The organism is Mumia flava, from assembly GCF_002797495.1.
GTDB lineage: Bacteria > Actinomycetota > Actinomycetes > Propionibacteriales > Nocardioidaceae > Mumia > Mumia flava.
Window position 1 is genome coordinate 191,092 of the sequence record NZ_PGEZ01000002.1, and the last position, 25,530, is coordinate 216,621.

At 72.1% G+C, this 25,530-nt stretch carries 26 protein-coding genes; 7 read left to right on the top strand and 19 right to left on the bottom strand.

What is annotated here, in order from left to right; genetic code table 11:
- Window positions 1-18 precede the first annotated feature (18 nt).
- Window positions 19-807: an ABC transporter ATP-binding protein gene (locus tag CLV56_RS15090; RefSeq protein WP_039362094.1), complete on the bottom strand. Its 789-nt coding sequence runs from the start codon at window positions 805-807 to the stop codon at window positions 19-21.
- A 120-nt stretch (window positions 808-927) separates the two neighbouring features.
- Between CLV56_RS15090 and CLV56_RS15095 the strand changes: the two genes are divergently transcribed.
- Window positions 928-1,677, top strand: a complete 750-nt coding sequence (locus CLV56_RS15095) for a hypothetical protein (RefSeq protein ID WP_039362097.1) — start codon at window positions 928-930, stop codon at window positions 1,675-1,677.
- 11 nt (window positions 1,678-1,688) lie between these two features.
- Window positions 1,689-2,909 carry a phosphoserine phosphatase SerB gene (gene serB / locus CLV56_RS15100; RefSeq protein WP_039362100.1) on the top strand — a complete coding sequence of 407 codons (1,221 nt, stop codon included), beginning with the start codon at window positions 1,689-1,691 and terminating at the stop codon, window positions 2,907-2,909.
- Here serB and CLV56_RS15105 read toward each other — a convergent pair.
- Complete coding sequence (locus CLV56_RS15105; protein ID WP_039362103.1) at window positions 2,903-3,415, bottom strand: SixA phosphatase family protein; 513 nt, start codon at window positions 3,413-3,415, stop codon at window positions 2,903-2,905. The genes serB and CLV56_RS15105 overlap by 7 nt on opposite strands.
- Before the next feature lie 8 nt (window positions 3,416-3,423).
- A complete protein-coding gene (locus CLV56_RS15110) occupies window positions 3,424-3,639 on the bottom strand; it encodes a dodecin (RefSeq protein ID WP_039362105.1) in 216 nt (71 codons plus the stop codon).
- A 43-nt stretch (window positions 3,640-3,682) separates the two neighbouring features.
- Between CLV56_RS15110 and CLV56_RS15115 the strand changes: the two genes are divergently transcribed.
- Together CLV56_RS15115 and CLV56_RS15120 are read left to right on the top strand one after the other, a co-directional pair.
- Window positions 3,683-4,009 (top strand): DUF3099 domain-containing protein, encoded by a 327-nt coding sequence (locus tag CLV56_RS15115; protein WP_039362107.1) that lies wholly within the window; start codon window positions 3,683-3,685, stop codon window positions 4,007-4,009.
- 189 nt (window positions 4,010-4,198) lie between these two features.
- On the top strand, window positions 4,199-4,417 hold the full coding sequence (locus CLV56_RS15120) for a hypothetical protein (protein ID WP_039362109.1): 219 nt from the start codon (window positions 4,199-4,201) through the stop codon (window positions 4,415-4,417).
- A gap of 3 nt (window positions 4,418-4,420) precedes the next feature.
- Here CLV56_RS15120 and moaA read toward each other — a convergent pair whose 3' ends face one another.
- Window positions 4,421-5,452 carry a GTP 3',8-cyclase MoaA gene (gene moaA, locus CLV56_RS15125; RefSeq protein WP_100415219.1) on the bottom strand — a complete coding sequence of 344 codons (1,032 nt, stop codon included), beginning with the start codon at window positions 5,450-5,452 and terminating at the stop codon, window positions 4,421-4,423.
- Window positions 5,453-5,573: 121 nt separating this feature from the next.
- Here moaA and CLV56_RS15130 point away from each other — a divergent pair, with 121 nt between their 5' ends.
- On the top strand, window positions 5,574-6,431 hold the full coding sequence (locus CLV56_RS15130) for an SURF1 family cytochrome oxidase biogenesis protein (protein ID WP_157805184.1): 858 nt from the start codon (window positions 5,574-5,576) through the stop codon (window positions 6,429-6,431).
- On the opposite strand, the gene CLV56_RS15135 is transcribed toward CLV56_RS15130, so the two are convergent.
- The 5 genes from CLV56_RS15135 to CLV56_RS15155 all read right to left on the bottom strand — a co-directional run bounded on the left by CLV56_RS15135 (window position 6,363) and on the right by CLV56_RS15155 (window position 11,263).
- Window positions 6,363-7,121, bottom strand: a complete 759-nt coding sequence (locus tag CLV56_RS15135) for an SDR family oxidoreductase (protein ID WP_039362111.1) — start codon at window positions 7,119-7,121, stop codon at window positions 6,363-6,365. The genes CLV56_RS15130 and CLV56_RS15135 overlap by 69 nt on opposite strands.
- 34 nt (window positions 7,122-7,155) lie before the next feature.
- Window positions 7,156-8,757, bottom strand: coding sequence for an ABC-F family ATP-binding cassette domain-containing protein (locus tag CLV56_RS15140; RefSeq protein ID WP_039362114.1), 1,602 nt, complete (start codon window positions 8,755-8,757; stop codon window positions 7,156-7,158).
- A 24-nt stretch (window positions 8,758-8,781) separates the two neighbouring features.
- On the bottom strand, window positions 8,782-9,354 hold the full coding sequence (locus CLV56_RS15145) for a peptidylprolyl isomerase (RefSeq protein ID WP_100415491.1): 573 nt from the start codon (window positions 9,352-9,354) through the stop codon (window positions 8,782-8,784).
- Between the two features lie 124 nt (window positions 9,355-9,478).
- The gene (locus tag CLV56_RS15150; RefSeq protein ID WP_039342918.1) at window positions 9,479-9,775 is read right to left on the bottom strand and encodes a WXG100 family type VII secretion target; all 297 of its coding nucleotides are present in this window, start codon (window positions 9,773-9,775) and stop codon (window positions 9,479-9,481) included.
- 1,191 nt (window positions 9,776-10,966) lie between these two features.
- A complete protein-coding gene (locus CLV56_RS15155) occupies window positions 10,967-11,263 on the bottom strand; it encodes a WXG100 family type VII secretion target (RefSeq protein WP_039342918.1) in 297 nt (98 codons plus the stop codon).
- A 174-nt stretch (window positions 11,264-11,437) separates the two neighbouring features.
- Here CLV56_RS15155 and CLV56_RS15160 point away from each other — a divergent pair, with 174 nt between their 5' ends.
- A complete protein-coding gene (locus CLV56_RS15160; protein ID WP_100415221.1) occupies window positions 11,438-15,913 on the top strand; it encodes an FtsK/SpoIIIE domain-containing protein in 4,476 nt (1,491 codons plus the stop codon).
- 158 nt (window positions 15,914-16,071) lie between these two features.
- Here the strand turns inward: CLV56_RS15160 and CLV56_RS15165 are convergent, their stop codons facing one another.
- The 10 genes from CLV56_RS15165 to CLV56_RS15210 all read right to left on the bottom strand — a co-directional run bounded on the left by CLV56_RS15165 (window position 16,072) and on the right by CLV56_RS15210 (window position 25,065).
- A complete protein-coding gene (locus CLV56_RS15165) occupies window positions 16,072-18,792 on the bottom strand; it encodes an AfsR/SARP family transcriptional regulator (protein WP_100415222.1) in 2,721 nt (906 codons plus the stop codon).
- Between the two features lie 88 nt (window positions 18,793-18,880).
- Entirely contained in the window at window positions 18,881-19,363 is a 483-nt protein-coding gene (locus CLV56_RS15170) for a TadE/TadG family type IV pilus assembly protein (protein ID WP_100415223.1), read from the bottom strand.
- Window positions 19,360-19,782 carry a TadE/TadG family type IV pilus assembly protein gene (locus tag CLV56_RS15175; protein ID WP_039361607.1) on the bottom strand — a complete coding sequence of 141 codons (423 nt, stop codon included), beginning with the start codon at window positions 19,780-19,782 and terminating at the stop codon, window positions 19,360-19,362. Before CLV56_RS15175 ends, CLV56_RS15170 begins: the two co-directional genes overlap by 4 nt.
- Entirely contained in the window at window positions 19,779-20,174 is a 396-nt protein-coding gene (locus CLV56_RS15180; RefSeq protein WP_039361609.1) for a TadE/TadG family type IV pilus assembly protein, read from the bottom strand. Before CLV56_RS15180 ends, CLV56_RS15175 begins: the two co-directional genes overlap by 4 nt.
- A 9-nt stretch (window positions 20,175-20,183) precedes the next feature.
- Window positions 20,184-20,393 carry a Flp family type IVb pilin gene (locus tag CLV56_RS15185; protein ID WP_039361611.1) on the bottom strand — a complete coding sequence of 70 codons (210 nt, stop codon included), beginning with the start codon at window positions 20,391-20,393 and terminating at the stop codon, window positions 20,184-20,186.
- Between the two features lie 44 nt (window positions 20,394-20,437).
- Window positions 20,438-21,352, bottom strand: coding sequence for a type II secretion system F family protein (locus CLV56_RS15190; RefSeq protein ID WP_039361613.1), 915 nt, complete (start codon window positions 21,350-21,352; stop codon window positions 20,438-20,440).
- Window positions 21,349-22,212, bottom strand: a complete 864-nt coding sequence (locus tag CLV56_RS15195) for a type II secretion system F family protein (protein WP_039361615.1) — start codon at window positions 22,210-22,212, stop codon at window positions 21,349-21,351. Before CLV56_RS15195 ends, CLV56_RS15190 begins: the two co-directional genes overlap by 4 nt.
- Window positions 22,212-23,516, bottom strand: a complete 1,305-nt coding sequence (locus CLV56_RS15200) for a TadA family conjugal transfer-associated ATPase (protein ID WP_039361617.1) — start codon at window positions 23,514-23,516, stop codon at window positions 22,212-22,214. The genes CLV56_RS15195 and CLV56_RS15200 overlap by 1 nt, the downstream gene beginning before the upstream one ends.
- Window positions 23,516-24,304: a hypothetical protein gene (locus tag CLV56_RS15205; RefSeq protein ID WP_100415224.1), complete on the bottom strand. Its 789-nt coding sequence runs from the start codon at window positions 24,302-24,304 to the stop codon at window positions 23,516-23,518. Before CLV56_RS15205 ends, CLV56_RS15200 begins: the two co-directional genes overlap by 1 nt.
- A complete protein-coding gene (locus CLV56_RS15210; RefSeq protein ID WP_100415225.1) occupies window positions 24,304-25,065 on the bottom strand; it encodes an SAF domain-containing protein in 762 nt (253 codons plus the stop codon). The genes CLV56_RS15205 and CLV56_RS15210 overlap by 1 nt, the downstream gene beginning before the upstream one ends.
- Window positions 25,066-25,227: 162 nt before the next feature.
- On the opposite strand from CLV56_RS15210, the gene CLV56_RS15215 reads away from it, so the two are divergent.
- Window positions 25,228-25,524, top strand: a complete 297-nt coding sequence (locus tag CLV56_RS15215; RefSeq protein WP_039361619.1) for a hypothetical protein — start codon at window positions 25,228-25,230, stop codon at window positions 25,522-25,524.
- Window positions 25,525-25,530 lie beyond the last annotated feature (6 nt).

Sequence of the window (25,530 nt, forward strand, 5' to 3'; positions counted from 1 at the left end):
GGGGCCGCGGTCCGGCGATCAGGTGGTCGAGCGCCGGGCGGCGTACCGGCCGTCGCGCTTCTCCAGGATGAGCGGCATCTGGAAGGTGATCGCGAGGTTCTGGGCCGTCAGCGTGGACTCGATCGGCCCCTGCGCGGTCACGGTGCCGCCGCGGAGCATGAGCACGTGGGTGAAGCCCGGAGGGATCTCCTCGACGTGGTGCGAGACCAGCACGAGCACCGGCGCGTCGGGGTCGCGGGCGAGCTTGCCGAGGTTGCCGACGAGATCCTCGCGTCCCCCCAGGTCGAGACCGGCCGCCGGCTCGTCCAGCAGCAGCAGCTCGGGGTCGGTCATCAGCGCACGCGCGATCAGCACCCGCTTGCGCTCGCCCTCGCTCAACGTCCCGAAGGTGCGATCGCGCAGACCGTCCGCGCCCATCAGCTGCAGCAGGAGGTCGGCGCGCGACTCGTCGAACTCCTCGTACTCCTCGCGCCAGCGCCCCACCACGCCGTAGGAAGCGGTGAGCACGACGTCGAGGACACGCTCGCCCCGGGGGACCCGGTCGGCCACGGCGGCGCTGGTGTAGCCGATCCGGTGCCGCAGCTCGAACACGTCGACCGCGCCGAGCACCTCCTCGAGCACGGTGGCCGTGCCGGAGGTGGGGTGCATCTGGGTCGCGGCGATCTGGAGCATCGTCGTCTTGCCGGCTCCGTTCGGTCCGAGGACGACCCAGCGCTGGCCTTCCTCGACCGTCCAGCCGACCTCGTCGAGCAGCACGTTGGTGCCACGCCGGACGGTGACGTCGGCGAGCTCGAGCACGGGCGCCATGCACTTCTCCTGCGGCATCGGTTCGGGGCGCCCCTAAACCTACGACACCCGCGGCACGGGTGCCCGCTCCGGTCCCCCGCTGACGGCAGCCGCCCGCGGGCACGCGACTAGGCTGCTCCCGTGCAGTCACTCGACCGGTCGGCGCGCCACGCGTGCTGGTTCAACGCCTGGATGGCCGGCGCCGCGCCCCTGGAGACCGCGATCGACGCGGTGGTCGGCTCCGACGCGGCCCACCACGTCGTCACCGACGGCGCGGCCTCACGGCTGGGGCTCGGGAACGACGGCTCCGTGACGCTGCTTCTCGCCTGGGGTGCGCTGCGTCGTGCCGGCGCGACCGGCGCGACCCCGGCGCTGCCCACACCCGGCGACCCGTACGGCCTCGCGGGACCACCGGAGTTCACGGCCGCCGCGACCGACGCCGGCGAAGCCGTGGTGCTGCACGGCTGCGGGCTCGGCCTCGTGCCCGAGGAGGTCGGGGGCGGCGTGTTCTGGCGGGCCTACGACGCGCACGAGCCGCACCTGACGGAGTCCGTCGGCGACGCCAGCCGGGCGTTGCGCACGGCCCTGGCCGAGACCACGCGCGCCCTGCTCGACCTCGATCTCGCGCGCTGGCAGCCGGAGGTCCGAGCCGTGCTGTCCGAGGTGCGCGACGCGCACGACCCGCTGCTCGCACCCGGCTACGCCCCCCGGGCCGAGCAGCTCGCGGCGACCGCCTCGCGGTGTCTCGCGATCACCCGGCTCGCGGCCACCACCGACTCCGCTGCCGTCAGCGCGTGGGAGGTCGACACACGGTCCGGCCACCTGCACGGCCTCGCCCGGGCGGCGCGCCACGGACTGGTCGCCGCCTGCGACGACGGGCGCCCCCGATAGCCTCGGGTTCGATGAACGCGCCCGTCCCCACCCCGTCCGCACCGCTCGACGCCCCGACCGTGTCGGTGAGCCTGATCGGTCGCGACCACGCCGGCGTCACCAGCCGCCTGTTCGAGGTCGTCGCACCGTTCGAGGTCGAGGTGATCGACGTCGAGCAGCTCGTCGTGCGCGGCCGCCTCGTGCTCGCGGTGCTGCTCACGGCACCGGCGGAGCGTGCAGACTTCGAACGCACGATCGCCGAGGTCGCGCGCGACCTCGGGATGGACCACGACGTCACCTACGGCACCGGCGACAACCGTCCGCGGCGTCGTGGCCGCAGCCACGTCACCGTCCTGGGGTCACCGCTCGGCCCCGCCGCGTTCGCTGCGGTGACCGCGCGGATCGCCGAGGCCGGCGGCAACATCGACCGGATCGTCCGGATGGCGCGCTACCCCGTCACGGCGATCGACCTCGACGTCTCGGGAGCCGACCCGGAGCCGCTGCGCCGGGAGCTGTCGTTGGAGGCCGCACGCCAGGGCATCGACGTCGCGGTCCAGCCGCTCGGCATCCACCAGCACGCCCAGCGGCTCGTCGTGATGGACGTGGACTCGACCCTGATCCAGGGCGAGGTGATCGAGATGATCGCCGCCCACGCCGGGTGCGAGGCCGAGGTCGCCGAGGTCACCGCGGCGGCGATGCGCGGGGAGCTCGACTTCACCGAGTCGCTGGTCGAGCGCGTCGCGCTGCTGCGCGGTGTGCCTGCGAGCGCGCTGGACGCCGTCTACGACAGCGTCGTCCTCGCGCCCGGTGCGCGGACGATGATCCGGACCCTCAAACGGCTGGGATACCGCTTCGCGCTGGTCAGCGGCGGTTTCACCCAGATCATCGACCGCCTCGCCGCCAGTCTCGGGATCGACTACGCCGACGCCAACACGCTGGAGGTCGTCGACGGTCAGCTGACCGGACGGATCACCGGCCCGGTCGTCGACCGTGCGGGCAAGGCATCGGCGCTGCGCCGGTTCGCGGCGCAGGCCGGGATCTCCGAGGCCAACACCGTGGCGATCGGTGACGGCGCGAACGATCTCGACATGCTGGAGGCCGCCGGTCTGGGGATCGCCTTCAACGCCAAGCCGGCCGTACGTGACGCGGCCGACACGTCGCTGTCGGTCCCCTACCTGGACGCGATCGTCTTCCTGCTCGGCATCACCCGCGAGGAGATCGAGGCCGCGGACGAGGCCGAGCGAGCTCAGTGACGCGGCGGAGGAGCCAGGAAGTCCTCCAGCCGCATGGTGCGCGGGTCGACGTCGAACCAGTCCCCGTCATAGGTCAGCACCGCTGCCGCCGAGGTCGGGAAGCCACGGTCGCCGTACGCCGTCCACGCCGCGTTGTGGGTGCCGTCGTGCAGCATCCACACGAGGTCGGCCATCGACGGGTTGTGGCCCACGACGATCACGGTGGCGGGGTCCGTCTCGACGGTGCGGATCTCGTGCAGCACCCGCTGGGCGGAGGCCAGGTAGAGCGAGTCGAGGACCTCGACGTGGGCGTCGTCGAGCCCCAGCGCCTCGTTCAGGTCCGCGAACGTCTCCTGGGTGCGGGCAGCAGCCGAGACCAGGGCGTACGCCTCACCCGTCACGAAGTCGCTCAGCTCGTGACCGCGTCGCCGCGCGTCGACGTGACCGCGCTCCGCGAGCCGGCGACCGCGATCATCGACCCGGTGCGGCTCGGCCTTCGCGTGCCGCACGACCACGAGCTGCTTCACGTCGGCTCCTACTCGTCGTCCTCGAGGCGGAAGCCGATCTTCATCGTCACCTGGTAGTGCGAGATGCCCTCGCTCCCGACGTGGCCGCGGATCCCCTCGACCTCGAACCAGTCCAGGTGGCGCAGGGTCTTCGAGGCCCGCTCGACGCCGTTGGTGATGGCCTCCGACACGCTCTCGGTCGAGGTCCCGACGATCTCGGTGATGCTGTACGTACGGTTCGTCATGCGCCCATCATGCCCGCCCGCGGGCGCGGGGTACCGTGGAGGGATGGACGATCGAGCAGCGGCGCCGGTGCGGATCACCAGCGTGGCGGAGGGACGCAGCGAGGAGCTGCGACGCCGACGGCAGCGCTACCTGGTCTCGATGCTGATCCGGACCGTGTGCTTCGTGCTCGCGGTCGTCACGACGGGGCCGGCCCGGTGGCTGTTCATCCTCGGCGCGCTGGTGCTCCCGTACGTCGCGGTCGTGTTCGCCAACACCGCCCGTCGCAAGCCGGAGAACGACTCCGACGTCCTGCACCCGGAGCCGATCGGCGCCCTCCCCCCGCCTCCGCCCGGTGAGTCGTCGCCGCCCTCGGCGCGCGACGATGATTGAAGGGTGGACAACCTTGCAGGGGCGTGGAAACATTGCGAGCGACGTCCCGTGACCCCCGTGGGGACGTCCGACGATGCCGAGCAGCGTACCCCCGTGGCTGCTCGGCATCGCTCGTTCCCGGGCCGGCGAGAACCCGTTCGACCTGACCGATCCGTACGACCCTGACCGATCCGTACGACCAGGAGCACGATGGAGACCTTGATCTGCTCGTCCAAGGGCTGCGACGCGCCCGCGGAGTTCCAGGTGCGGTGGAACAACCCGAAGATCCACACCCCCGAGCGACGGAAGGTCTGGCTGGCGTGCTCCGAGCACGAGCCGACGCTGAGGAGCTTCCTCGACGCGCGCGGGTTCTACCGTGACACCACGGGGCTGGACGACGACGCAGCGGACGGGACCGCCGAGGCCTGAGCCTCAGCCGCCGATCGCGGACATCGGACGGACCGGCTGGAGGAAGCCGGCGTCGTCGATGCCGTGGCCCGGCAGCTTCGTGATCATCGCAGCCTGCCACCGCTCGGCGATCTCGGCGTCGTCGGCGCCGGCGCGCATCGCGGTCCGCAGATCGGACTCCTCGCGGGCGAACAGACAGTTGCGCACCTGACCGTCGGCCGTGAGCCGGACGCGGTCGCAGTCACCGCAGAACGGACGCGTGACCGACGCGATGATCCCGACGGTCTGCGGCCCGCCGTCGACCAGGAACTCCTCCGCCGGTGCGGAGCCCCGCGAGCGGTCGGCGGGAGCCAGGTCGTAGGCCGGCGCGAGCCGCTCGAAGATCTCGTCGGCGGTGATCATCGCCTCGCGGTCCCACCCGTGCTGGGCGTCGAGCGGCATCTGCTCGATGAACCGGAGCTGGTAGCCGCGCTCCAGGCACCAGCCGAGCAGCTCCGGCGCCTCGTCGTCGTTGATCCCGCGCATCAGCACGGCGTTGACCTTCACCGGGGCCAGCCCGGCCGCCTGCGCGGCGGCGAGCCCGTCGATCACGTCGTGCAGGCGGTCACGGCGTGTGATCTCGCGGAACGACTCCGGCCGGACGGTGTCGAGGCTGATGTTGACCCGGTCGAGCCCGGCCTCGGCCAGCGCGCCCGCGGTCCGCTTCAGACCCATGCCGTTGGAGGTCAGCGACACCGTCGGCGACCCGGAGAGTGCCTTCGTCGCCGCGACGATGCCCGGCAGGCCACGGCGCAGCAGGGGCTCTCCCCCGGTGAACCGAACGTCGGTGACCCCCAGGCGCTCGACCGCGATCGAGACCAGGCGGACGACCTCGTCGTCGGTCAGGGTCTGCTCGGTCGGCATCCAGTCCAGGCCCTCCGCGGGCATGCAGTACTGGCAGCGCAGGTTGCACCGGTCGGTCAGCGAGACCCGCAGGTCGGTGGCGACGCGGCCGTGGGTGTCCGCGAGGGCGCCTGCCACGGGCGTCGGGAGCGTCTCGGCGGTGTCGAGGGACATGTCGACCAGTCTAGGTGCGAGGGACGACGTCTTTCACGCGTCCGGCACCCGAGGCCCCGTACGCGGCCGGGCGCCAGCCCTGCGCGGCCGCGTGCGTGGACCGGTTGGATACCGTCGTGGCGTGTACCGGTTCCTGCTGACGCGCCGTTGGCTCGCGTTCGCACTCTTCGTGGTGGCGCTGGCCGCGGTGTGCCTGCGGCTCGGCGCCTGGCAGTTCGACCGGCTCGACGAGCGGCAGGCTCGCAACGAGGTGACGCGCCACAACCTGTCGGCCGATCCCGTCGACCTCACCGACGTCGCCGCGGCTCCGGGCAGCACCGCCACGTCCGACCCCGACGACGAGTGGCGCCAGGTGGAGGTGCGCGGGACCTACGACCCGGACCACCAGATCGTGGTGAAGTACCAGACCCGCGAGAACCACGGGCCGGGCGTGGAGATCGTGACCCCGCTCGTGACCGCTGACGGCACGGCGGTGCTGGTCGACCGCGGCTGGGTCGCCTCGGCCAACACCGCGGCCAGCCCGGACGACGTCCCGGAGCCCGTCGGCGGCGAGGTCGAGGTGGTCGGCTGGTGGCGGGCGGACTCGACGGCGGAGACCAGCGCCGTGGTGCCCGACGACGGGCAGGTCCGAGCGATCTCGAGCGCCGGGATCGCCGAGAGCCTCCCGTACGCCGTGTACGCAGGCGGATACCTGGCGCTGGAGTCCCAGCGACCCGGCGACGACGCGCTGCTGACGCCGACCGTCCCGGACCTCGGCCAGGGACCGCACTTCTTCTACGGCTTGCAGTGGTGGTTCTTCGCGCTGCTCGCCCTGGTGGGCTTCGTCTGGTTCGCCTGGTCCGAGGCACACCCCCGACCCGGCCGTACGACCGCCCGTGGTCCGCGCCCGAGCGCAGGCCCGCCGGCGACGTCAGAGCGCGCGGGTGGCTCCCCCGTCGACCGGGAGCATCACGCCGGTGAGGTACGAAGCGGCGGGTGACAGCAGGAACGCCGCTGCCTGTCCGAACTCCTCGGGACGGCCGTATCGACCCATCGGGATCTTGGCCTCGGCCGCGGCACGCGCCTCGTCCGGCTGCCCGCCGAGTGCATCGAGGTGGCGGACCCGTTCGGTGTCGATGCGCGCCGGCAGGAGGGCGTTGACCCGCACCCCACGCGGACCGAGCTCGTCGGCGAGGTCCTTGGCGACCATCGCGAGGCCCGGTCGCAACCCGTTGCTGACGCCGAGGCCGGCGATCGGCGCACGGACCGAGTTCGACAGCACCAGAGCGATCGAGCCGCCGTCACCGAGCTCCGCCGCCACTTCGCGGGTGATCCGGACGGCCCCGAGGAAGACGCTCTCGAACGACTCCCGCCAGGCCTCGTCGGCGATCTCGGTGATCCGGCCGGCCGCCGGCCCTCCCACGCTGACCAGCAGCCCGTCGACCCGGCCGAACCGCTCGCGAGCGGCCGCGATCAGCACGTGGGGCGTCCGCGGGTCGGCGTTGTCGGCGACGACGCCCTCGGCCTGCTCCGCGCCGAGCGCCGAGACGGCGTCCGCGACCCGTTCGGCGTCCCGTCCGCTGATCACCACCCGGGCACCGTGCGCGACCAGCACCTCGGCGGTCGCGAACCCGAGCCCACCGGTGGCGCCGGTGAGCAGGTACACGCGTTCGTCGTGTCCGTTCGTCATGGCCCTACCCTCTCATCGAGGCGAGGCGGGTGCGTCAGGCGAGGCTGACGAGCTCGGAGTAGTCCGCCGACCAGAGGTCCTCGTCGCCGTCGGGCAGCAGCAGGACCCGGTCGGGCTGGAGCGCCTCGACCGCGCCCTCGTCGTGCGTGACGAGGACGATCGCGCCCTGGTAGGACCGGATCGCTGCCAGGACCTCCTCGCGTGAGGCGGGGTCCAGGTTGTTCGTCGGCTCGTCGAGCAGCAGCACGTTCGCGGCCGAGACGATCAGCGTCGCCAGCGCCAGCCGGGTCTTCTCCCCGCCCGACAGCACCGCAGTCGGCTTGTGCGCGTCGTCGCCGCTGAACAGGAAGGCACCGAGCACGCTGCGGGCCTGGGTGTCGGTCAGCGACGGCGCCGACGCCTGCATGTTCTCCAGCACCGTGCGCCCGAGATCCAGCGTCTCGTGCTCCTGGGCGTAGTAGCCGACCTTGAGACCGTGCCCCGGGACGACCGCACCGGTGTCGGGCTGGTCGATCCCGCCGAGGATCCGCAGCAGGGTGGTCTTGCCCGCGCCGTTGAGCCCGAGCACCACGACCCGGCTCCCGCGGTCGATCGCCAGGTCGACGTCGGTGAAGATCTCCAGCGAGCCGTAGGACTTGGACAGCCCTTCTGCCATCAGCGGGGTCTTGCCGGCTGCGGCCGGGGTGGGGAAGTCGATCCGGGCGACCTTGTCGACGCTGCGCTCCCCCTCGACGCCGGCGAGCATCCGCTCCGCACGTCGCGCCATGTTCTGGGCCGCGACGGCCTTGGTCGCCTTCGCCCGCATCTTGTCCGCCTGGGCGAGCAGGGCCGACGCCTTGCGCTCGGCGTTCTGCCGCTCGCGCCGGCGCCGCCGCTCGTCGGTCTCGCGCTGCTGGAGGTAGCGGTTCCAGCCCATGTTGTAGACGTCGACCTCGGCGCGGTTCGCGTCCAGGTGCAGCACCTTGGTCACGACGTCCTCGAGCAGCAGCACGTCGTGGCTGATGATGACGACTCCGCCCTTGTACGACTGGAGGAACGAGCGCAGCCACACGATCGAGTCCGCGTCCAGGTGGTTGGTGGGCTCGTCGAGCAGCAGCGTGTCGGCACCGAGGAACAGGATCCGGGCCAGCTCGATCCGCCGGCGCTGACCGCCCGAGAGCGTCCCGAGCTCCTGGTCGAGCACCCGGTCGGGCAGGCCGAGGCTCGCGGCGATCGTCGCCGCCTCGGACGCGGCCGCGTAACCGCCCCCGGCGTGCAGCTCGGCGTCGGCGCGGGCGTACCGCTTCATCGCGCGGTCGCGGACCGTGTCGTCGTCCGATCCCATCTCGATCTCGGCGGTCCGCAGCGTCGCGTACACCCGGTCGAGCTCGCGCGCCGACAGGATGCGGTCGCGCGCCGCCATCGCGGGATCGCCGCTGCGCGGGTCCTGCGGGAGGTAGCCGACGGTGCCGCGGCGCTGGATCGTGCCGGCGGTCGGGTCACCGCCCTCGCCGGCCAGCAGCTTGGTGAGGGTGGTCTTGCCCGCGCCGTTGCGCCCGACGAGACCGACCTTGTCGCCGTCAGCGACCTGGAAGGACGCCCCGGACATCAGGACGCGGGCACCGACGCGGAGCTCGAGGTCGGAGACGGTGATCATACGAGGACCCAGTGTACGGGCGGGTCAGCCGCCGACCTCCACGGACTCGATCACGACCGGCTCGGCCGGCCGGTCCCCCTCGCCGGTCGGAGCCTCGGCGATCGCGTCGACGACCGCCTGGCCCTCCGGGTCGGTGACCTCGCCGAAGATCGTGTAGCCGCCGTCGAGGTGCGGCGTCTCGGCGACCGTGATGAAGAACTGCGAGCCCCCGGTGTCCGGTCCGGCGTTCGCCATCGCCAGGACGTACGGGTGGTCGAAGGTCAGGTCCGGGTCGATCTCGTCGTCGATGGCGTAGCCCGGGCCGCCGGTGCCGTCCCCGAGCGGGTCGCCGCCCTGGATCATGAACCCGGCGATCACCCGGTGGAACGTCGTGCCGTCGTAGAACGGCTCGTCGGTCATCGTGTCGCCGGTCTCGGGGTCGGTCCACTCCTTCTCCCCCGTCGCCAGCCCGACGAAGTTCGCGACCGTCTCCGGCGCCGCAGCGGCATCCAGCTCGAGCGGGATGTCACCGGCGCTCGTGTGCAGCACCGCGGTCTCGGCGCTGGTCCCACCACCGCCGTCGTCCCCGCCGTCGTCGCCGCATGCCGCGAGCACCATCAGGGCCGGCACGAGCAGCAGCCCGGCGATCCGCCGCCTCATCACGTTCGTCTCCTTCGTCGTCCGCACACACGTCAGCGGGCTCTCCTCGATGTCGGGAGAGCCCGCTGGGTGAAGGCTGTGATCAGCCCTTGAGCGCGCTGGCCAGCTGCTCGTCGGTGTCCGACAGAGCCTGGGCGGCCTTCGTGAGGTAGTCGCTCATCCCGGTCAGACCCTCCACGGTCTTCTTCACGCCGGTGTTGAACTCCTCGTACGACTCGTTGAACGCCTTCGAGGACTTGTCAGTGACGTAGCCGTTCGAGACGAGCTGGTCGATCAGGGACTTGAGCTTCTCGAGCGTCGACTCGATCTCTCCCTGGCCGGACTTCAGCTGCGACGCCGCGCCGCGCATCTCCTCGTACGTGACGTTCATGTTCGCCATGGTGCGTCCCTTTCGGTTGACGGCTCCGGAGGTCTCAGGCGAGCCCGGAGGACTCGGTGGTCGGACCCACGCTAACGGATCCGGGCTGGAAAGGCGTGCTGCCCGCATGCTAGTGAGCGGTGTCTGGCCTTACGGGCGGGATACAGCTGAAAGGTCGCAAGACAAGTCCTCGTGCCATCTTCAGCGGGGGCGGGCATTCTCGTCGGCCGCCTATGCAGGGGCGCATCCCAACGATGAGCCTTCCACTACGCTCGCGGATACAGCAGTGCCCTGCTCAAGGCCCCAAGCCGTACGATCCGAGGCACCCGACTTCGACGCCGTCACACCTACGGCCTTGCCAACAATATCGTCGGCGCGCATCGGAACTGCGATCACACCTGCAGCATTCCAAAGCGCACCCACAAGCTCCCGAGCCACTCCACAGTTCGTAAACACATACCGCAAAGTGCCATCAATTCTTGCGGGCAATGTTCCTGTTTGCTCGACGTCCTCGACTTCACCATTGCTTCCGAGGGTGTACATCATGACATTCCCATTGCCGTCGATGTCGCCGTCGAAGGTGGGAAGGCTTGAGGGCGGCATGCGTGTGACTGGCACGTAACTCATACCACCACCCCCGACATCCTCCGAGGCCGGATCAAATCTCACAGCGATTCCCTTACAGTTCGCTGGGAACTGTACCGTATCGTTCACGGCGAGAGTCGGCGGAGTGACGCCTACGATGTAGGCACTTGGACTTAGTGGCACCGTCCGGGTCACATTCGAAGTCAGGTCAACCGAAAAGGGCCCCGGCCCGCTGCATAGCGTCGCAGCCCAGCGATAGACGACATCCACATCTCCACTAATCGGATACCCATCCAGTCCAAAAACCGGACGGTTCACGAAGAACGCAGTCGAGTCGATGCTCGTCCGCCCTTCGGGGACATATAGCACTTTCGGACGATTTCCCGGAACTAGATCGCTATAGCTTACGCCTCCGTATAAGCCACCGAATAGGAACCCGCTGGAATAGATGGCCGGGTTCGACTCGGCGGCCGTTGCACTCGACGTGCCACCTGTCGTTGAACTGACTCCGATGATCGCAAGTGTTGCAAGCAGAACAATCCGACGCAGCAATGAGGTCACGGCCACGTACTCCCTCCAGGCTAGACGAGAATCCAATCGAGGCTAATCCCGTGATTAGTGTTGCGATCAGCCCTTGAGCGCGCTGGCCAGCTGCTCGTCGGTGTCCGACAGAGCCTGGGCGGCCTTCGTGAGGTAGTCGCTCATCCCGGTCAGACCCTCCACGGTCTTCTTCACGCCGGTGTTGAACTCCTCGTACGACTCGTTGAACGCCTTCGAGGACTTGTCGGTGACGTAGCCGTTCGAGACGAGCTGGTCGATCAGGGACTTGAGCTTCTCGAGCGTCGACTCGATCTCTCCCTGGCCGGACTTCAGCTGCGACGCCGCGCCGCGCATCTCCTCGTACGTGACGTTCATGTTCGCCATGGTGCGTCCCTTTCGGTTGACGGCTCCGGAGGTCTCAGGCGAGCCCGGAGGACTCGGTGGTCGGACCCACGCTAACGGACGGCGGGTTCAGATGGGAGTCCCGGCGGTGAACATCGCGCCACCGGGGACGGACCACCGTCGGCGTGAGCGTCCGTCGCGCCTATCCTGTCGACCATGCGTGTCGAGGTGACCCTGGCCCACCCCCGGACCGGTGCGTGGCGGGACGTCGTGGTCGACGCCGACGACCACGCCTCGACGAGGGAGGTGGTCGCCACCCTGCTCGAGCGGTCCTCGGGCGTCGCGGCGCACTCCGGCCTCGACCAGCCCGGTGTGATCTCCCTCGACGCGCACCGGGACCACCGCGCACGCGCCGCCGCCGGTCCCGCGCTCCCGGCGGTCTACCTGAACGGCACACCGCTGGACCTCGACGCAGCCTTCGCGGACTCCGGGGTCAAGCACGGAGCGCTGCTCACGGTCGACGACCCCACCGCATCCATCCTCGACGAACCGCACGGGCTCGTCGAGGTCAGGGTCGTCACCGGCGCTGCTGCCGGATCGGTGCACCGGCTCGGCATCGGTGCGGCCTCGATCGGCTCCGACGCGGGGTGCACGATCCGCGTCGACGACGCACGGGTGCCGCCGCTCGCCGCCACCGTGGACGTCTCGGTCGCCGGCGTCGTCACGGTCCGTCCCGCCGACGGCGCCGCGGAGGTCCTCGCCGAGACCGCCCCGCGCGCCGAGCACCCGATCGCACTCGACCGGCAGCCGGTCGACGGCGAGGCCGACTGGCCGATCGGCGCCCAGCTGGCGCTCGGGGAGCTCCTGCTGGAGCTCGAGAGCGTGACGACACCGGACGCCGCGGTCGAGGACAGCCCGGAGGCCGGCTGGCTGGACTACAACCGCCCCCCGCGCCTGCTCCCGCCGGAGCGCCCGACGAAGTTCCGGCTGCCCTCACCCCCGTCGGACGAGAACCGCCAGGGACTCCCGTGGCTCGTGATGCTGACGCCGGTCGTGCTCGCCGTCGGGCTCGCGGTCGCGATGCAGCGCTGGTACCTGCTCACGATGGCGGTGTTCTCGCCGATGATGATGCTGGCGTCGTACATGCAGAGCCGCAAGCAGGGCAAGCAGACCTACCGCCAGCGGCTCGCCGACTACCGCGAGCGCAAGGCGGCCACCGAGGACGACGTCGAGCAGGCGGTGGTCGACGAGAGGCTCGCCCGGCGCGCGGCGGCACCGGACCCGGCTCTGGCCCTCCTGATCGCCTCGGGGCCGCGCTCACGCCTGTGGGAGCGACGTCGGACCGACCCGGACTACCTGTCGATCAGGCTGGGGATCGGCGACCTCGAGTCGGAGGTCACCGTCGAGGATCCCGAGCAGCTCGAGCACCGCCGTACGACCGTCCGCACCGCCTACGACGTGCCCGTCACCGTGTCGCTCGCCGAGCGGGGAGTGATCGGCGTCGCCGGCTCCACCGAGGTGACGCGACGACTCGCGTGCTGGGCCATCACTCAGCTGGCGGTGCTGCAGAGCCCGCGCGACACCCAGGTGTACGTCCTCACCGACGGCGACGGTGCGGCCGACTGGGACTGGCTGCGCTGGCTCCCGCACGCGCGCCCGCAGCTCGGCCAGGACGCCACCACCACGATCGGGATCGACGCCGAGACCTGCGCACGGCGGGTCGCCGAGCTCTCGGGGCTCCTGGCGGCACGGCAGTCCGCAGCCGCCAAGCGCGACGGTCGACACGGTGACCACCCGGACGTCGTGCTCGTGCTCGACGGCGCTCGACGGCTGCGGAGCCTGCCCGGCGTCGTCGCCCTCCTCAAGCAGGGTCCCGCCCACGGGATCCGCGCGATCTGCCTCGACACCGACGAACGGCTGCTCCCCGAGGAGGCCGCGGCCGTCGTCCTCGAGACCGCGACCGGCGACGTGACCCTGCGTCAGCAACGGGTCACCGTCGTCGACGCCATCACCCCGGACCTCGTCTCCGACGCCTGGCTGTCGCGGACGGCCCGAGCGCTGGCCCCGATCCGCGACATCTCGGGCGGCGACGACGACTCGGTCCTCCCGGCGGCCTGCCGCCTCACCGAGGTGATGGGGATCGAGCCGCCCACCCCGGAGGTCATCCGGGGCCGGTGGGCGGTCAGCCCACGCTCGACCGAGGCCGTCGTCGGGATCTCGTTGGACGGGCCGTTCGCGATCGACATGCGCCGCGACGGCCCGCACGGTCTGATCGCGGGCACCACCGGCGCCGGCAAGTCGGAGCTCCTCCAGTCCGTCGTCGCCTCCCTCGCGGTCGCGAACCGCCCGGACGGGATGACCTTCGTCCTCGTCGACTACAAGGGCGGTGCGGCGTTCAAGGACTGCGTCGACCTCCCCCACACCGTGGGCATGGTCACCGATCTCGACACGCACCTGGTCGAACGGGCGCTGGTCTCGCTGGGCGCCGAGCTCACCCGCCGCGAGCACATCCTCGCCGAGGCCGGCGCGAAGGACATCGAGGACTACACCGACCTGCAGGCCAAACGCCCCGAGCTGGCCGCGATGCCGCGCCTGCTGATCGTGATCGACGAGTTCGCGTCGATGGCGCGCGAGCTGCCCGACTTCGTGACGGGCCTCGTGAACATCGCCCAGCGCGGCCGGTCGCTGGGCATCCACCTGATCCTCGCGACCCAGCGCCCCTCCGGCGTCGTCTCGCCGGAGATCCGCGCCAACACGAACCTCCGGATCGCGCTCCGTGTCACCGACGGCTCCGAGAGCACCGACGTGATCGACGCACCGGACGCCGGGCAGATCTCCAAGTCGACGCCCGGCCGGGCGTACGTCCGGCTCGGCGCCAGCTCGCTCGTGCCGTTCCAGTCCGGGCGCGTGGGTGGTCGCCGCCCCGGCGTGGTCTCGACCACGAGCGAACCGTGGGTTACCGGGATCGACACCCGCCGGCTGCCGCAGCCCGTCCCCCTCCGCCCGAAGGTCGACGCGGTCGACGACGCCGAGGTGACCGACCTGACCGTCCTCGTCGAGGCGATCCGCGGCGCCAACGAAGCCCTGGGCCTCCCGCCCCAGCACAGTCCGTGGCTGCCTGCCCTGCCGGACGCCGTGCTGCTCGACGCGCTGCTGGCCGACGCCCCAGCCTCCCGCGGCGGTCACCTCCTGGCTCCCGTGCCGTACGCGGTCGAGGACCTGCCCGCACAGCAGGCCCGACGGCACGCCGTGGTCGACTTCGCCACCTTCTCGCACCTCGCCGTCGCCGGTGGTCCCCGCAGCGGGCGGTCCCAGCTGCTGAGGACGTTCGCGGGCTCCGCCGCCCAGCTGGTCTCGGCCGCCGACCTCCACCTCTACGGCCTGGACTGCGGCAACGGTGCGCTCCTGCCGATCGCCGACCTGCCTCACTGCGGCGCGATCGTCCAGCGCACCCAGACCGACCGTGCGACCCGCCTGCTCAGCCGGCTGACGGCCGAGATGGCGCGGCGGCAGGAGCTGATGGGCGCTGGTGGGTACGCCGACCTGGGCGAGTTCCGCGCGGCTGTCGCACCCGACGAACGACTCCCCCACATCGTGCTGATGATCGACCGGTGGGAGGGGTTCCTCGGCGGCCTCGCCGAGACCGACAGCGGCACGCCGATGGAGCAGGTTCAGGCGATGCTGCGCGAGGGCGCCTCCGTCGGCCTCCACCTGATCATCACGGGCGACCGCCAGGTCGTGAACGCCCGGATGTCCACCCTGATCGAGGACAAGATCGGCCTGCGGCTCCCGGACCGCGGCGACTTCAGCCTGCTCGGCCTGCAGCCTCGCTCGATGCCCGAGGAGATCGCCGAGGGCCGCGGGTTCCGTTCGGAGTCCGGCATCGAGCTCCAGATCGCGCTGCTCGCCGAGGACCGTAGCGGCCAGGCCCAGGCGGCAGCCCTGCGAGCGGTCGCCGAGGCCGCCCGGGAGCGCGCGTCCGACCTCCCCCGCGCGCGTCGCCCGTTCCGGGTCGACGTGCTCCCGGGTCGGATCGGCTTCGACGAGGCCTGGGCGATGCGCCCGCCCGAGCTGCCCGCCGCGTGGGGTCTGGTCGGTGTGGGCGGCGACGACCTGACCGCCCTCGGGCTCGATCTCGTCCGGACCCCGGTGGCGCTCGTCGGCGGCCCGCCGCGCTCCGGACGGTCGACCGTGCTCCTCGCGATGGCGGAGTCGCTCCTGCAGCGCGGGGCCGAGCTCGTGCTCGCAGCTCCCAGGCCGTCTCCCCTGCGCGACCTCGCGGGCCGCGACGGCGTACGTGCGGTGCTCACCGGCACCGATCTGGCGGAGGACGAGCTGGCCGCGCTGGTCGACGCAGGCGAGGGTCCGGTCGTGCTGATCGTCGACGACGGCGAGCTGCTCAAGGACGTCGACGCCAAGGGCTACCTGAAGGACCTGCAGCGCACCGGTGCTGACCGGGGCCGGGCGGTGGTCGTCGGAGGCGACGTCGACGGGATCGGGAGCGGGTTCAGCGGCTGGCAGGTCGACATGAAGGGCCGCCAGGGTGTCCTGCTCTCCCCTCAGAGCACGACGGACGGTGAGCTGATCGGCGTCCGGATCCCGCGCAGCGCCCTCGGGAACGCCCCGGCCGGACGCGCGCTGGCGAACGTCGGCGACGGCACGCTCCGTACGATCCAGGTCCCCACCCCCTGACCGGCGAGTCGTCCGTGGCGGGGTCCCGAGTCATCCATGGCGGGGTCCCGAGAACGCGTCCGGCCTGAGGCGCCCGCCGTGACTCGCGAGCACGCCACGTGCGACTCGCGAGCCCGCCGTGCGTGACTCGCGAGCCGACGGGGCGGCGACGCCGCGGTTCAGCCGCCCGCGGCGATCGGGCCCGTGGGCATCAGCTCGTCGAGCAGCGCCTCGGTCTCCGCCTCCAGGGTGGCACCGTCGAGCGCGTCACCCATCGACTCCAGCGATCCCTGGACGCCGGCGATGCCGTCGGTCGCGTAGGCGGCCCGGATCACGGCGCGCCACAGGTGCTGGTCTGCCGGTCGCGCCCGCAGACCGGCCTCGGCTGCCGCACGCGCTCCGTCGGGATCGCCGGTCGCCATCAGCTCGGCGAGGCGCCGGGCTCCGTCCACGACGACCTCCGTCATCTCCCGGGGAAGCGCGTCGCGTGCCACCCAACCGAACCGCCCCTGCGGGACGTCGGCGAACGGCTCGGCACGGACGAGCTGGAGGCCCCGGCGGAGCAGCTCGGCCTCCTCTCCCGGGGCAGCGGCCGAGCGCGCCCGCAGGAACAGCGTCCGCAGTGCGTCCCAGTCGCAGACGACCGAGTCGGACAGGCTCAGCCGGCCCGACTGGTCCTCGCGCAGGACGTGGCTCCCGTCCGCGTCCGACCCGAGCCACTCGCGTACCCGCTCGACGGTCGCGTCCCGGACGTCGACGGTGACTCCCCGCGGCCAGATCGCCCCGCCCAGCACGGTCGGGTGGACGCCGTCGGGGTGGAGCGCGAGGTAGGCGACCATCTCGGTCGCGGCGTCGGAACGCTCGGGCGCGATGTCGCCGGCGCCCTGCACGGCCACCCGACCGAGCACCCCCACCCGGCGCGGTGCTGTCGTCCACGCTGCGTCGTCGTGCGGGACCGCCGGTTCGGAGATCGCGACGCGGTCCGCGGCCTGGTCGGTCTCGGCGCGGCCGGCCTGGAACAGCTCGGCGACGGCAGCGACCTCGCGCGCCGTCACACGGTTCGCGGACAGGGTGAGCCCGAGCTGGGGCGCACTCATCGTGCCGTGCTCGTCGACCTGGAGGCGCCACCGGGCATCACGATGCTCGCCGGCGACCAGGACCGAGAACGCGCGCCGCCGACCCCCGGCCACCAGCGCACCCAGACGTTCGGCGAGCATCTCGTCCGGTGCGTGCCCGCAGACGATCAGGTGGGAGAGGAGCCCGCGGCGCGACATCCGACCGCTGAGCACGTCGTCGTCGAGGTCGCCGAAGACCGCCTCGATCCGGTCGATCTCGGTGCCGAGGTCGGCGACCCGGAGCCGGTGGTCGACGATGCCCGCGACGTCGCCGGGGAGATCGGTCGTCGTGACACGCACCGCGTCCGACCAGGGCGCGGTCGCGGCGCCCACCGCGATCGCCGCTGCGACCTGGGCTCCGACCGTCGCGTCACCGGCCAGGCTCACGACCCCGCCCGCGACCTCCATGTCGATCAGGACGTCGCGCCCGTCCTCGTCGGTGCCGAGCCCGACGAGGGCCGGGTACGGGGCGGACTCCCCCGTGACGGGCGACGGGGTCGCCGTCGTCCGCCAGCGGGCGCCGTCCTCGAGCGCTTCCCACCCGGCGACGGCGTCCGGAGCCGGCGGCGCCAGGAGCAGCTCGACCGCGTCGTCGTCGACCAGAGCCGCGTACGCCGAGGGCGGGGTCGTCCCGGCCTCGCGACAGCGCGCCGTCAGGTCCCGCAAGGTCACGTCCAGCCGGTGCACCCGATCACCCGTCGCTGCGACCCGGAGCTCGGCCTCGACCTCGCGTGCGGACGCGTCGGGCGCACGCCCGGGGCCGCCTCGCCGCAGGCGCGCCAGCGCGCCCAGCACCGACGCGGCGAGCATCCCGGCGCCGATCCACCAGGCATCGCTGCTCTGGGCCTGGCCCGCCTCCTCCAGCCGGTCGACGTCACCGGTCGCCGCGGCGGCAGCACCGTCGGTCTGGGCGCTCCCCGCGCTCGACGACCCGCTCGGCGCAGGTGTCGCGGGCGCCTTCGGCTCGGGCGCGCGGACCCGGTCGACGTTCACCGCGTCCTCGGGCATCACGAGCTGCCAGCCCGGCTGGATCAGCCGGGCGAGCTCGAGCCGGCCTCCGTCGGACTGCACACGGTCGTGGTTGAGGTGGTAGATCTCGTGGTAGCGACGGCCGTCGCCGAGGTGCTTCTCGGCGATGTCCCAGAGGTTGTCGTGGTAGCCGTGCTTCGGCGCCGCGACCACGTAGACCTTCTTGCCGACGAGTCCGTCACGGTGGTCGGCCTGGTCGTCTCTGGCCTGCCGGTCGCCGGCGTCGAGTGAGGCCGCCTCGGCGGAGTCGGCCACGAAGGAGGCCTGGGGCGCCTCGACCACCCGTGTCACCGAGTCGGAGTGCGACGGCGCGGGGGCGGTCACGGCCTGCGCCGGCCCGGCGACGACGCCGGTCAGAACGACGAGGCCGACGAGGACACGGGCGAGGTTCTGGAGCGGCCCGGCCAGGGGGATGCGGCCCGCGAGTCCGCCCCGCCGCGCGGCCACGACCTCCACGACGACACAGACCACGAACCACAGCCACACCAGCCAGACCACGCCCACCAGCACCGTGAGCAGATCCTCGATGCTGAGCTGGTCGGCCAGTCCGTCCAACGAGCCGAAGCTCGTCGGGATCGGCGGCGGTCCGGCGAGCAGCACGAGCGCGACCGGGAGGCCGACGAGCAACAACCCGAGTGCGAGCACGCCGCCGACCACCTCCGCGGGGCTGCGGCGTACGGGCTGGCGTGCCGGGGCACGGTCGGCGAAGCGCTGCGGTCCGTGCGCGTCCGGCGGACGCTGCGTCGTCCGGGTCATCTCGTTCCCCCTGCTGGGCTGGGTCGTTGGTCGGGGTTCGCTCCCACTCTTCTACGGGTGGGTGGGCGGGCGGTCAAGGGTCGCGGCGTCAGTCGGGACCCGTGGCGGGCTCCGCGGACGCGGCGGCCCGCACGTCGAACGTGTCGATGTTCACCAGTCCGAGCAGCGCGGTGTCGGTCGTGTCCTCCACGCTGACCTCGACCTCCGCGCCGGCCGGCGCGACGGAGACCGCGTACTGGCCGGGTGCGTACCCGCGCTGGGTGAGGTACGAGGCAGCGCGCTGCCTCGCGAGGCCGACGTCGATCACGATCGTGCCGTCCGCGCGCAGCCGGTCGATGTCGAGCGAGTCCGCACCGACCCGCGCCGCCTGCTCGGCGTCGTCGGCGACTCGCATCCGAGCGTTCAGGGCCAGTCCTCCGTCGATCGCGAGCCCGGCCGCGACGAGGAGGACGATGGACATCCCGACCACGAAGACCGCCGCCGACCCGCGCTCGGACTCCCCGCGCGCGGCGAGGCGTACGCGCAGGGCGCTCGGGCTCGCGCGCAGGCTCCTGCCGAGAGGCACGATCATCCGAACCTCCGGTAGGTGTCGATCGGGGCGCTCCCGGTCGCGGTCAGGGTCTGGGTGCCCGACAGCCCGATCAGCCCGAGGCCGTCGTTCGGGACCGCGCACCGCAGGGTGACGTCGACGACGCCGCCCTCGGTGAAGGATCCGGAGATCTGGTCGACGTCGCACGACGCGAACCCGTCGAGCGCCTGGGTCGCGACCGTGCTCGCCCGGGCCCGTGCGCTCGGCACGTCCCGCGCGAACGACGCCGCCCGGGCCGCGTCGCGGGCTGCGGCCTCCATGTCGCCCTTGACGGACACGTAGCGACCGCCCGCGACGACGAGGAGCGTGAACATGAAGAGCACCGGGATGAAGATCACCACCTCGACGGCCATCGAGCCCCGCTCGCGGCCCGCGGCACGGTCGCGCCACCACCGGGTCACGGCGCGTCCTCCTGGAACTGCTCGATCGGGCCCTGGACCTCTTCGCTCAGGTCGGTGACGCCGAGGAACGGCAGCAGGCGTACGGCGTGGGCCGTCACGGTCGCACGCATCTCGTCGTCGCCGACCTGGACGACCTGGACGTCGATGTCGTCGATCAGACCGCCACCGACCGTGCTGGCGTACGACGCGCCGCGGGCCTCGGCCGCGACCGTGTCGCCGGTCACCCGGGCCGTACGGCCCGCTTCACGAGCCGCGGCCGAGACGGCCTGGTTGCCGAGGTAGACGAGGGCGAACTGGACGGTCAGCAGGATCGCGATCATGAGCAGCGGCATGTAGAGCACCAGCTCGATGGCGCTGGTGCCCCGTTCGTCGCGTCGCCGCTGCTGTGTCACGGAGGTGCGCTACTGGCTCTCGATCTTGTTGCCGATCTCCTTGGCCTCACCCTCGAGCGCGTCGCGCAGGAAGCCGGCGACGAGGATGCAGATGCCGACGACGATAGCCGCGATGACGACCCACTCGACGGCCGAGGCGCCCTCCTCCGACCGGGTGCGCCGGATGCGCACGTCGAGCATGGTGAGCAGATAGCCCAGCGGGCTCAGCGGGTTGAACATGATGTCTCCGTTTCGGGTGGCTCGGTGCTAGGGATTCGGTGCGGTCAGAGGCCGACGACCTCGGCGACGGCCGGATAGATGAGGAACAGCAGGAAACCGACGCACAGCAGGAGCTGGGCGACGAGCATCGACTGCGAACGCTCTGCGGCCCGTCCCTCGATGTCGGACAGTTCGCGCTGGCGCATGGAGGCGGCGCGGGCGGCCAGCGACTGGCGCACCTGCGCGCCGTCCTCGGCGACGAGCGCGAGCGCTGCTGCGAGATCGCGGAGCTCCTCGACCGCCATCTCCTCGCCGAGATCCCCGAGCGCGGCCCACGGGGTCACGCCCTGGAGCCGGGCGGACTCGATCGTGTCGCGGATCCGCACCATCGCCCAGCCGTCGCTCAGGGCGGCCGCGGCCGACAGCGACTCGGGCACACCGCGCCCACCCGCGAGGTTCATCGAGACCAGGTCGAGGAAGGCGCTGACCACGTGCTTGAAGTCGCGGCGTCGATCGGCCGCCTCGCTCGCGAGCTGGAGCGTGACGAGCGCGGCACCGACCAGGGCGCCGAGCCCGGCGAGCCAGATCGGCAGGTTGAAGCCCACACCGAAGAAGAGCACGGCCGGGATGAGCGCGATGCCCGGGGCGAACAGCCCGGCCAGGGCCCCCATCACGGTCATGCCGAGGTGCGCCTCGACCGAGCGCCCCATCACCGCCAGGTCGGCCCGGACACCGGCCGGCAGGCGCCAGCCCCGCAACTCGAGGAGGGTCGCGATCCGCGACCCGAGGCGGCGGACCCGGAGCGACTCGTCCTGGTGGCGACGGTCGGCGGTCAGGCTGAGGTGGGTCGACGAGCGGCGACGGGCCGCGTCGAGCCGGGCCAGCTCCGAGGCTGCGGTGCCGGTGCCGTGGTCGAACTGAAGCACGAGCGTGAGCACCCCGAGCCCGCACAGCGCCCCGGCCAGCATGACGAGCATCATCGGCGGCCTCCGTCGGCCGTCGTGAAGAGGAAGCGCTGCGGCAGCTCGAAGACCGCGAGCCGACGCATCCACAGGAAGCCCAGCGCGAACAGCCCGAGGATGAGCAGCAGCACGAGCTGGCCGGCCGGTGTGGAGTACGGGGCGAGGTAGTCGCGGTTGAACACGATCAGACCGCCGACGAACACGACCGTGATGCCGACGACGATCTGCACGCTCCGGCGGGTGCTCGCGCGTCCGGCGTTGACACGACGCCGCATCTCGAGCTCCTCGCGGGCCGAGTCCGCCAGCGAGGACAGCACGTCACGCAGGCCGGGTCCCCGCAGGCGGGCGTTGAGCATCAGGGTCGCGATCACGAGGTCGGCGCTGGGGTCGTCGAGATCGTCGGCGAACTGCTGCAGCGCCGTCGGGAGGGGCGTACGCATCCGAAGCCGGTCCGACAGCGCGATCAGCTGCGGCTGGATCGCGGGCGAGGCGGCGTACGCGGTCGCGGGGATCGCCTGCTCCAGCCCGACCGCACCGGCGATCGTGTCGCGCAGCGACTCGGTCCACGCGGCCAGGCCCTCGAGGCGTGCCATGGCCTGCTTCTCGTGGGCCGCGCCTCCCATCAGCATCGGCGCGAAGAAGACGAGAGCGCCGAGCGCGATCGCGAGCACCGGCCACCGGGTGAAGAGCAGCACCGCGAGGCCCACGCCGACAGCGATCGGCAGGCGCGTCCCCAGGGTCCGCATCCCGTCGACCAGGCCGCTGCTCGCGGCGACCTCGCGGTCCGGCTCCCGCGCGGTCATCGCCCAGATCAGCATCAGCACGCCACCGCCGATCAGGGCGCCGGTGAGGGCGAGCAGCAGGATCTGGGCGGACATCAGTGCACGCCCTGGTGGAACGACGCCGGCTGGTAGCCGACCCGCACGAGCTCGTCGAGGCAGCTGATCGCCGCGGCCGGGACGGCACCGTCGTGGCCCTCGGCGAACACCTCGCTGGACAGCACGCGCCCGTCCACGCCGTTGACCTCGCGCACGGAGGTCACCATCCGGCGCAGGGTCCCGCCGTCGGCGTAGTCGTTGCGGCGCTGGACGAAGACGACGAAGTCGATCGCACCGGCGATCAGCATCATCGTCGCGTCGGCCGGCAGCCGCTCCGCCGACTGGATCGCGTACGTGCAGATGCGGTTGAAGACCTCGAGCGAGGAGTTCGCGTGGATCGTCGACAGCGACCCGTCGTTGCCCTGGCTCATGGCGTTGAGCATCGTGACGATCTCGTCGCCGAGCACCTCGCCCACGATGACCCGGCTCGGGTTCATGCGCAGCGACCGGCGGACCAGGTCGGCCATCCCGATGTAGCCGCGACCCTCGGAGTTCGGGAGGCGCTCCTCGAACGCGACGACGTTCGGGTGGAGGTCCGCGAACTCGCCGAGCCCGAGCTCGAGCGCCCGCTCGACGGTGATGAGGCGCTCGTGCGGCTCGATCTCGTTCGCGAGCGCCCGCAGGAGCGTCGTCTTCCCGGCGTTGGTGGCGCCGGCGATCATGATGTTCTTGCGGGCGCGCACGGCCGCGGACAGGAACGCTGCCAGGTCCGGCGACAGCGTGCCGTTGTCGACCAGCAGGTCGAGACTGACCCGCGACAACCGGGCCCGCCGGATCGAGAGCGACGGCCGCTGGGTCACCCCCATCACGGCCGACAGCCGGCTCCCGTCGGGCAGCCGCAGGTCGAGCTGAGGGTTCGCGGTGTCGAACGGCCGGCTGGTCAGGCCGGAGTGCGCGGCCAGCACCTGCACGAGCTCGATCAGCTCGTCGTCGCTGTCCGCGATCGGCGGCAGCTTGCGCTCCTCACCGTCGGCGTACCCCACGAAGACGTCGTCGCAGCCGTTGATGTCGATGTTCTCGACCTCGGGGTCGTCCAGCAGCGGCTGGAGGCGGCCCACGCCGTACAGGGCGGCGTGGATGCCGTCGGCGAGCTCGGACTCCTCGAGGGTGTCCGGCGGCGTGCGCCCCGCCGAGATCTCCGCCCGGGCGTGAGCCTCGATCACGCGGGCGATGACGGCGCGGGCGTACTGACGCTCGTCCTCGCTCGACATCGGCGGCAGACCCGAGTCCGCGTCCTCGCGGCGCTGACGCGAGACCGCGTCCGCGACCTCGCTGCGCAGCCGGCGCAGCAGCATCTGATCCATCAGACGACCTGCCTCTCGTCGTAGCCACCGGCACGCGCGCCCGCCAGCTCGCGGATCCGGGAGGTGACGTCGACCAGGGACCGGAACAGCAGGGATCGCCGCTGCGCCCGCGGCGAGGCGGTACGCAGAGCCCGCACCGCCTTCGGGTCGTACGCGACGGTGCCGAACACAGGCACCGGGACGCCGGCCGAGGCCAGGAGCCGCTCGAGGTCCTCGCGGCTGCGCCGGTCGCCCGGATCACCCACCAGGACGACGCCGACACCTACGGAGCCGATCGAGGAGATCCGCAGCGGCTCCCGCAGTCCGAGGAGTCGCTCGCGCAGGTGCGCCAGCGACTCGACCTCCGAGCGCGCGACGAGCACGAGCGCGTCGGCCGCCTCGATCACCGGTCCGACCGGTGTGCCCGGCACGATCCGGCCGCAGTCGGCGAGCACGTCGCGCGGATCGGCGGCCAGGCCGCGGGCGACGCTCGGCCAGGCCATGCCGAGCCCCTGCACCTGCGCCGGGCTGCGGACGCCGGCGAGCACCGGGGTCCCGTCGTCGAGGAGCTGGAGGTGGTCGTCGAGCGCCGCGTCGCGCCCGCCCCGCAGCGCCACCGCGTACGACAGCAGTCCGCGCTCGGTCTCGAGGGGCGTCCCGTCAGGGGCCGTCGACCGCAGCGCGACGTCGCCGCCGACCGGGTCGAGATCGGCGACCACCGGATCGGTCGGCCAGGACGCGGCCAGGGCCGTCACGGTCTGCGTGACGCCGGGCGATCCCTTAGCCGAGGCGAAGGCGATCAGGCTCATCAGCCGTCCCCGAGGGCGCGCAGGTCGGCGTCGTCGATCGCCACGCCGCGGCGGACCAGCGCGATGCCGAGGAGGTTGCTCCCCGCGGCGTCCACGACGGCGTCCGCGGAGTCGGCGTCGACCAGCACGGTCGCCGATCCGTCGCCGCCCTCGCCGCCGGTCAGGCCGCCGCCTTCCTCGGCCGACGTGCTGAGGACCAGTCCGATGGCGAGCGGCGTCACCTGGTCGCCGGCCGACGTGCCGGTCCGGACCAGCCTGACCTCGTCGCCGGAGCGCAGGCCCGGCGGTACGAGACCCGCCGTCATCGGGACGCCGACCTGGGCGCGGCCCTCCCCCATCGGCTCGGCGGTGGTCAGCATCGTGACGTCGAGCAGCTGTCCCTGGCTCACCGGCACCCGTGTGTAGGTCCCGAGCACCTCGGCGGCCTGGTCCTCGGGCACGAGCTGGAGTCCTTCGCTGGCGACCGGGGTCGTCCGCAGCAGGTCGGTGGTGATCTCGGTGCCGGCCGGCACGTCCTGCGCCAGCACGAGCACCGGCTCGCGCGAGTCGAGGTTGAGCGCCAGGAGGCCCGCGATCGCGGCCCCACCGATGATCAGGAGGATGCTGAGGGCAACCATCGCGGGGCGGCGTCGGCGCGGCGGCGACGGTCGGTCGTTGCGGAGGGCGGCCATCGCATCGCGCGTCCGGACGCCCCGCTCGGCACGGTCGCGCTGCCGGTCGTGGACCGACGTACCCGACGCGCGCGTGGACTCGGTGGACATGAGGGGGATCCTTCGGGGGTCGTACGCGGTCACGGACACGCCCCGGTGCGCGAGAACGACGGTGGTCCCGAGACCGATGACGCGGACGTCCGCAGTCTAAGGTATGGAGGCGTCAGCACCGAATCTCCTCGGGTGAGCCGCAGGGCTGCTAACGTCCTGCGCGTGTCCGACCTCTCCATCGACGGCGCCATGCTGGTCCGCGTCCGCTCCACGATGAAGCAGATCGAGGACCTCCTCTCGGCGCCCGCCAAGCGGATGAAGGACGTCGACGCCGCCGACCTGGGCCCGTCGGAGCTCGTCGAGCGGGTCAACGCCTTCGGCGACGAGTGGTCGTACGGGATCGAGCAGCTCGGCGAGTTCTCCGGCTCGATGGTCGAGGCCCTGGACGCGATCCAGGAGGCGTTCGACGCGGCCGACACCGATCTCGCGAACGCGCTCAACGACGCGGAGAAGGAGTAGCGCCCG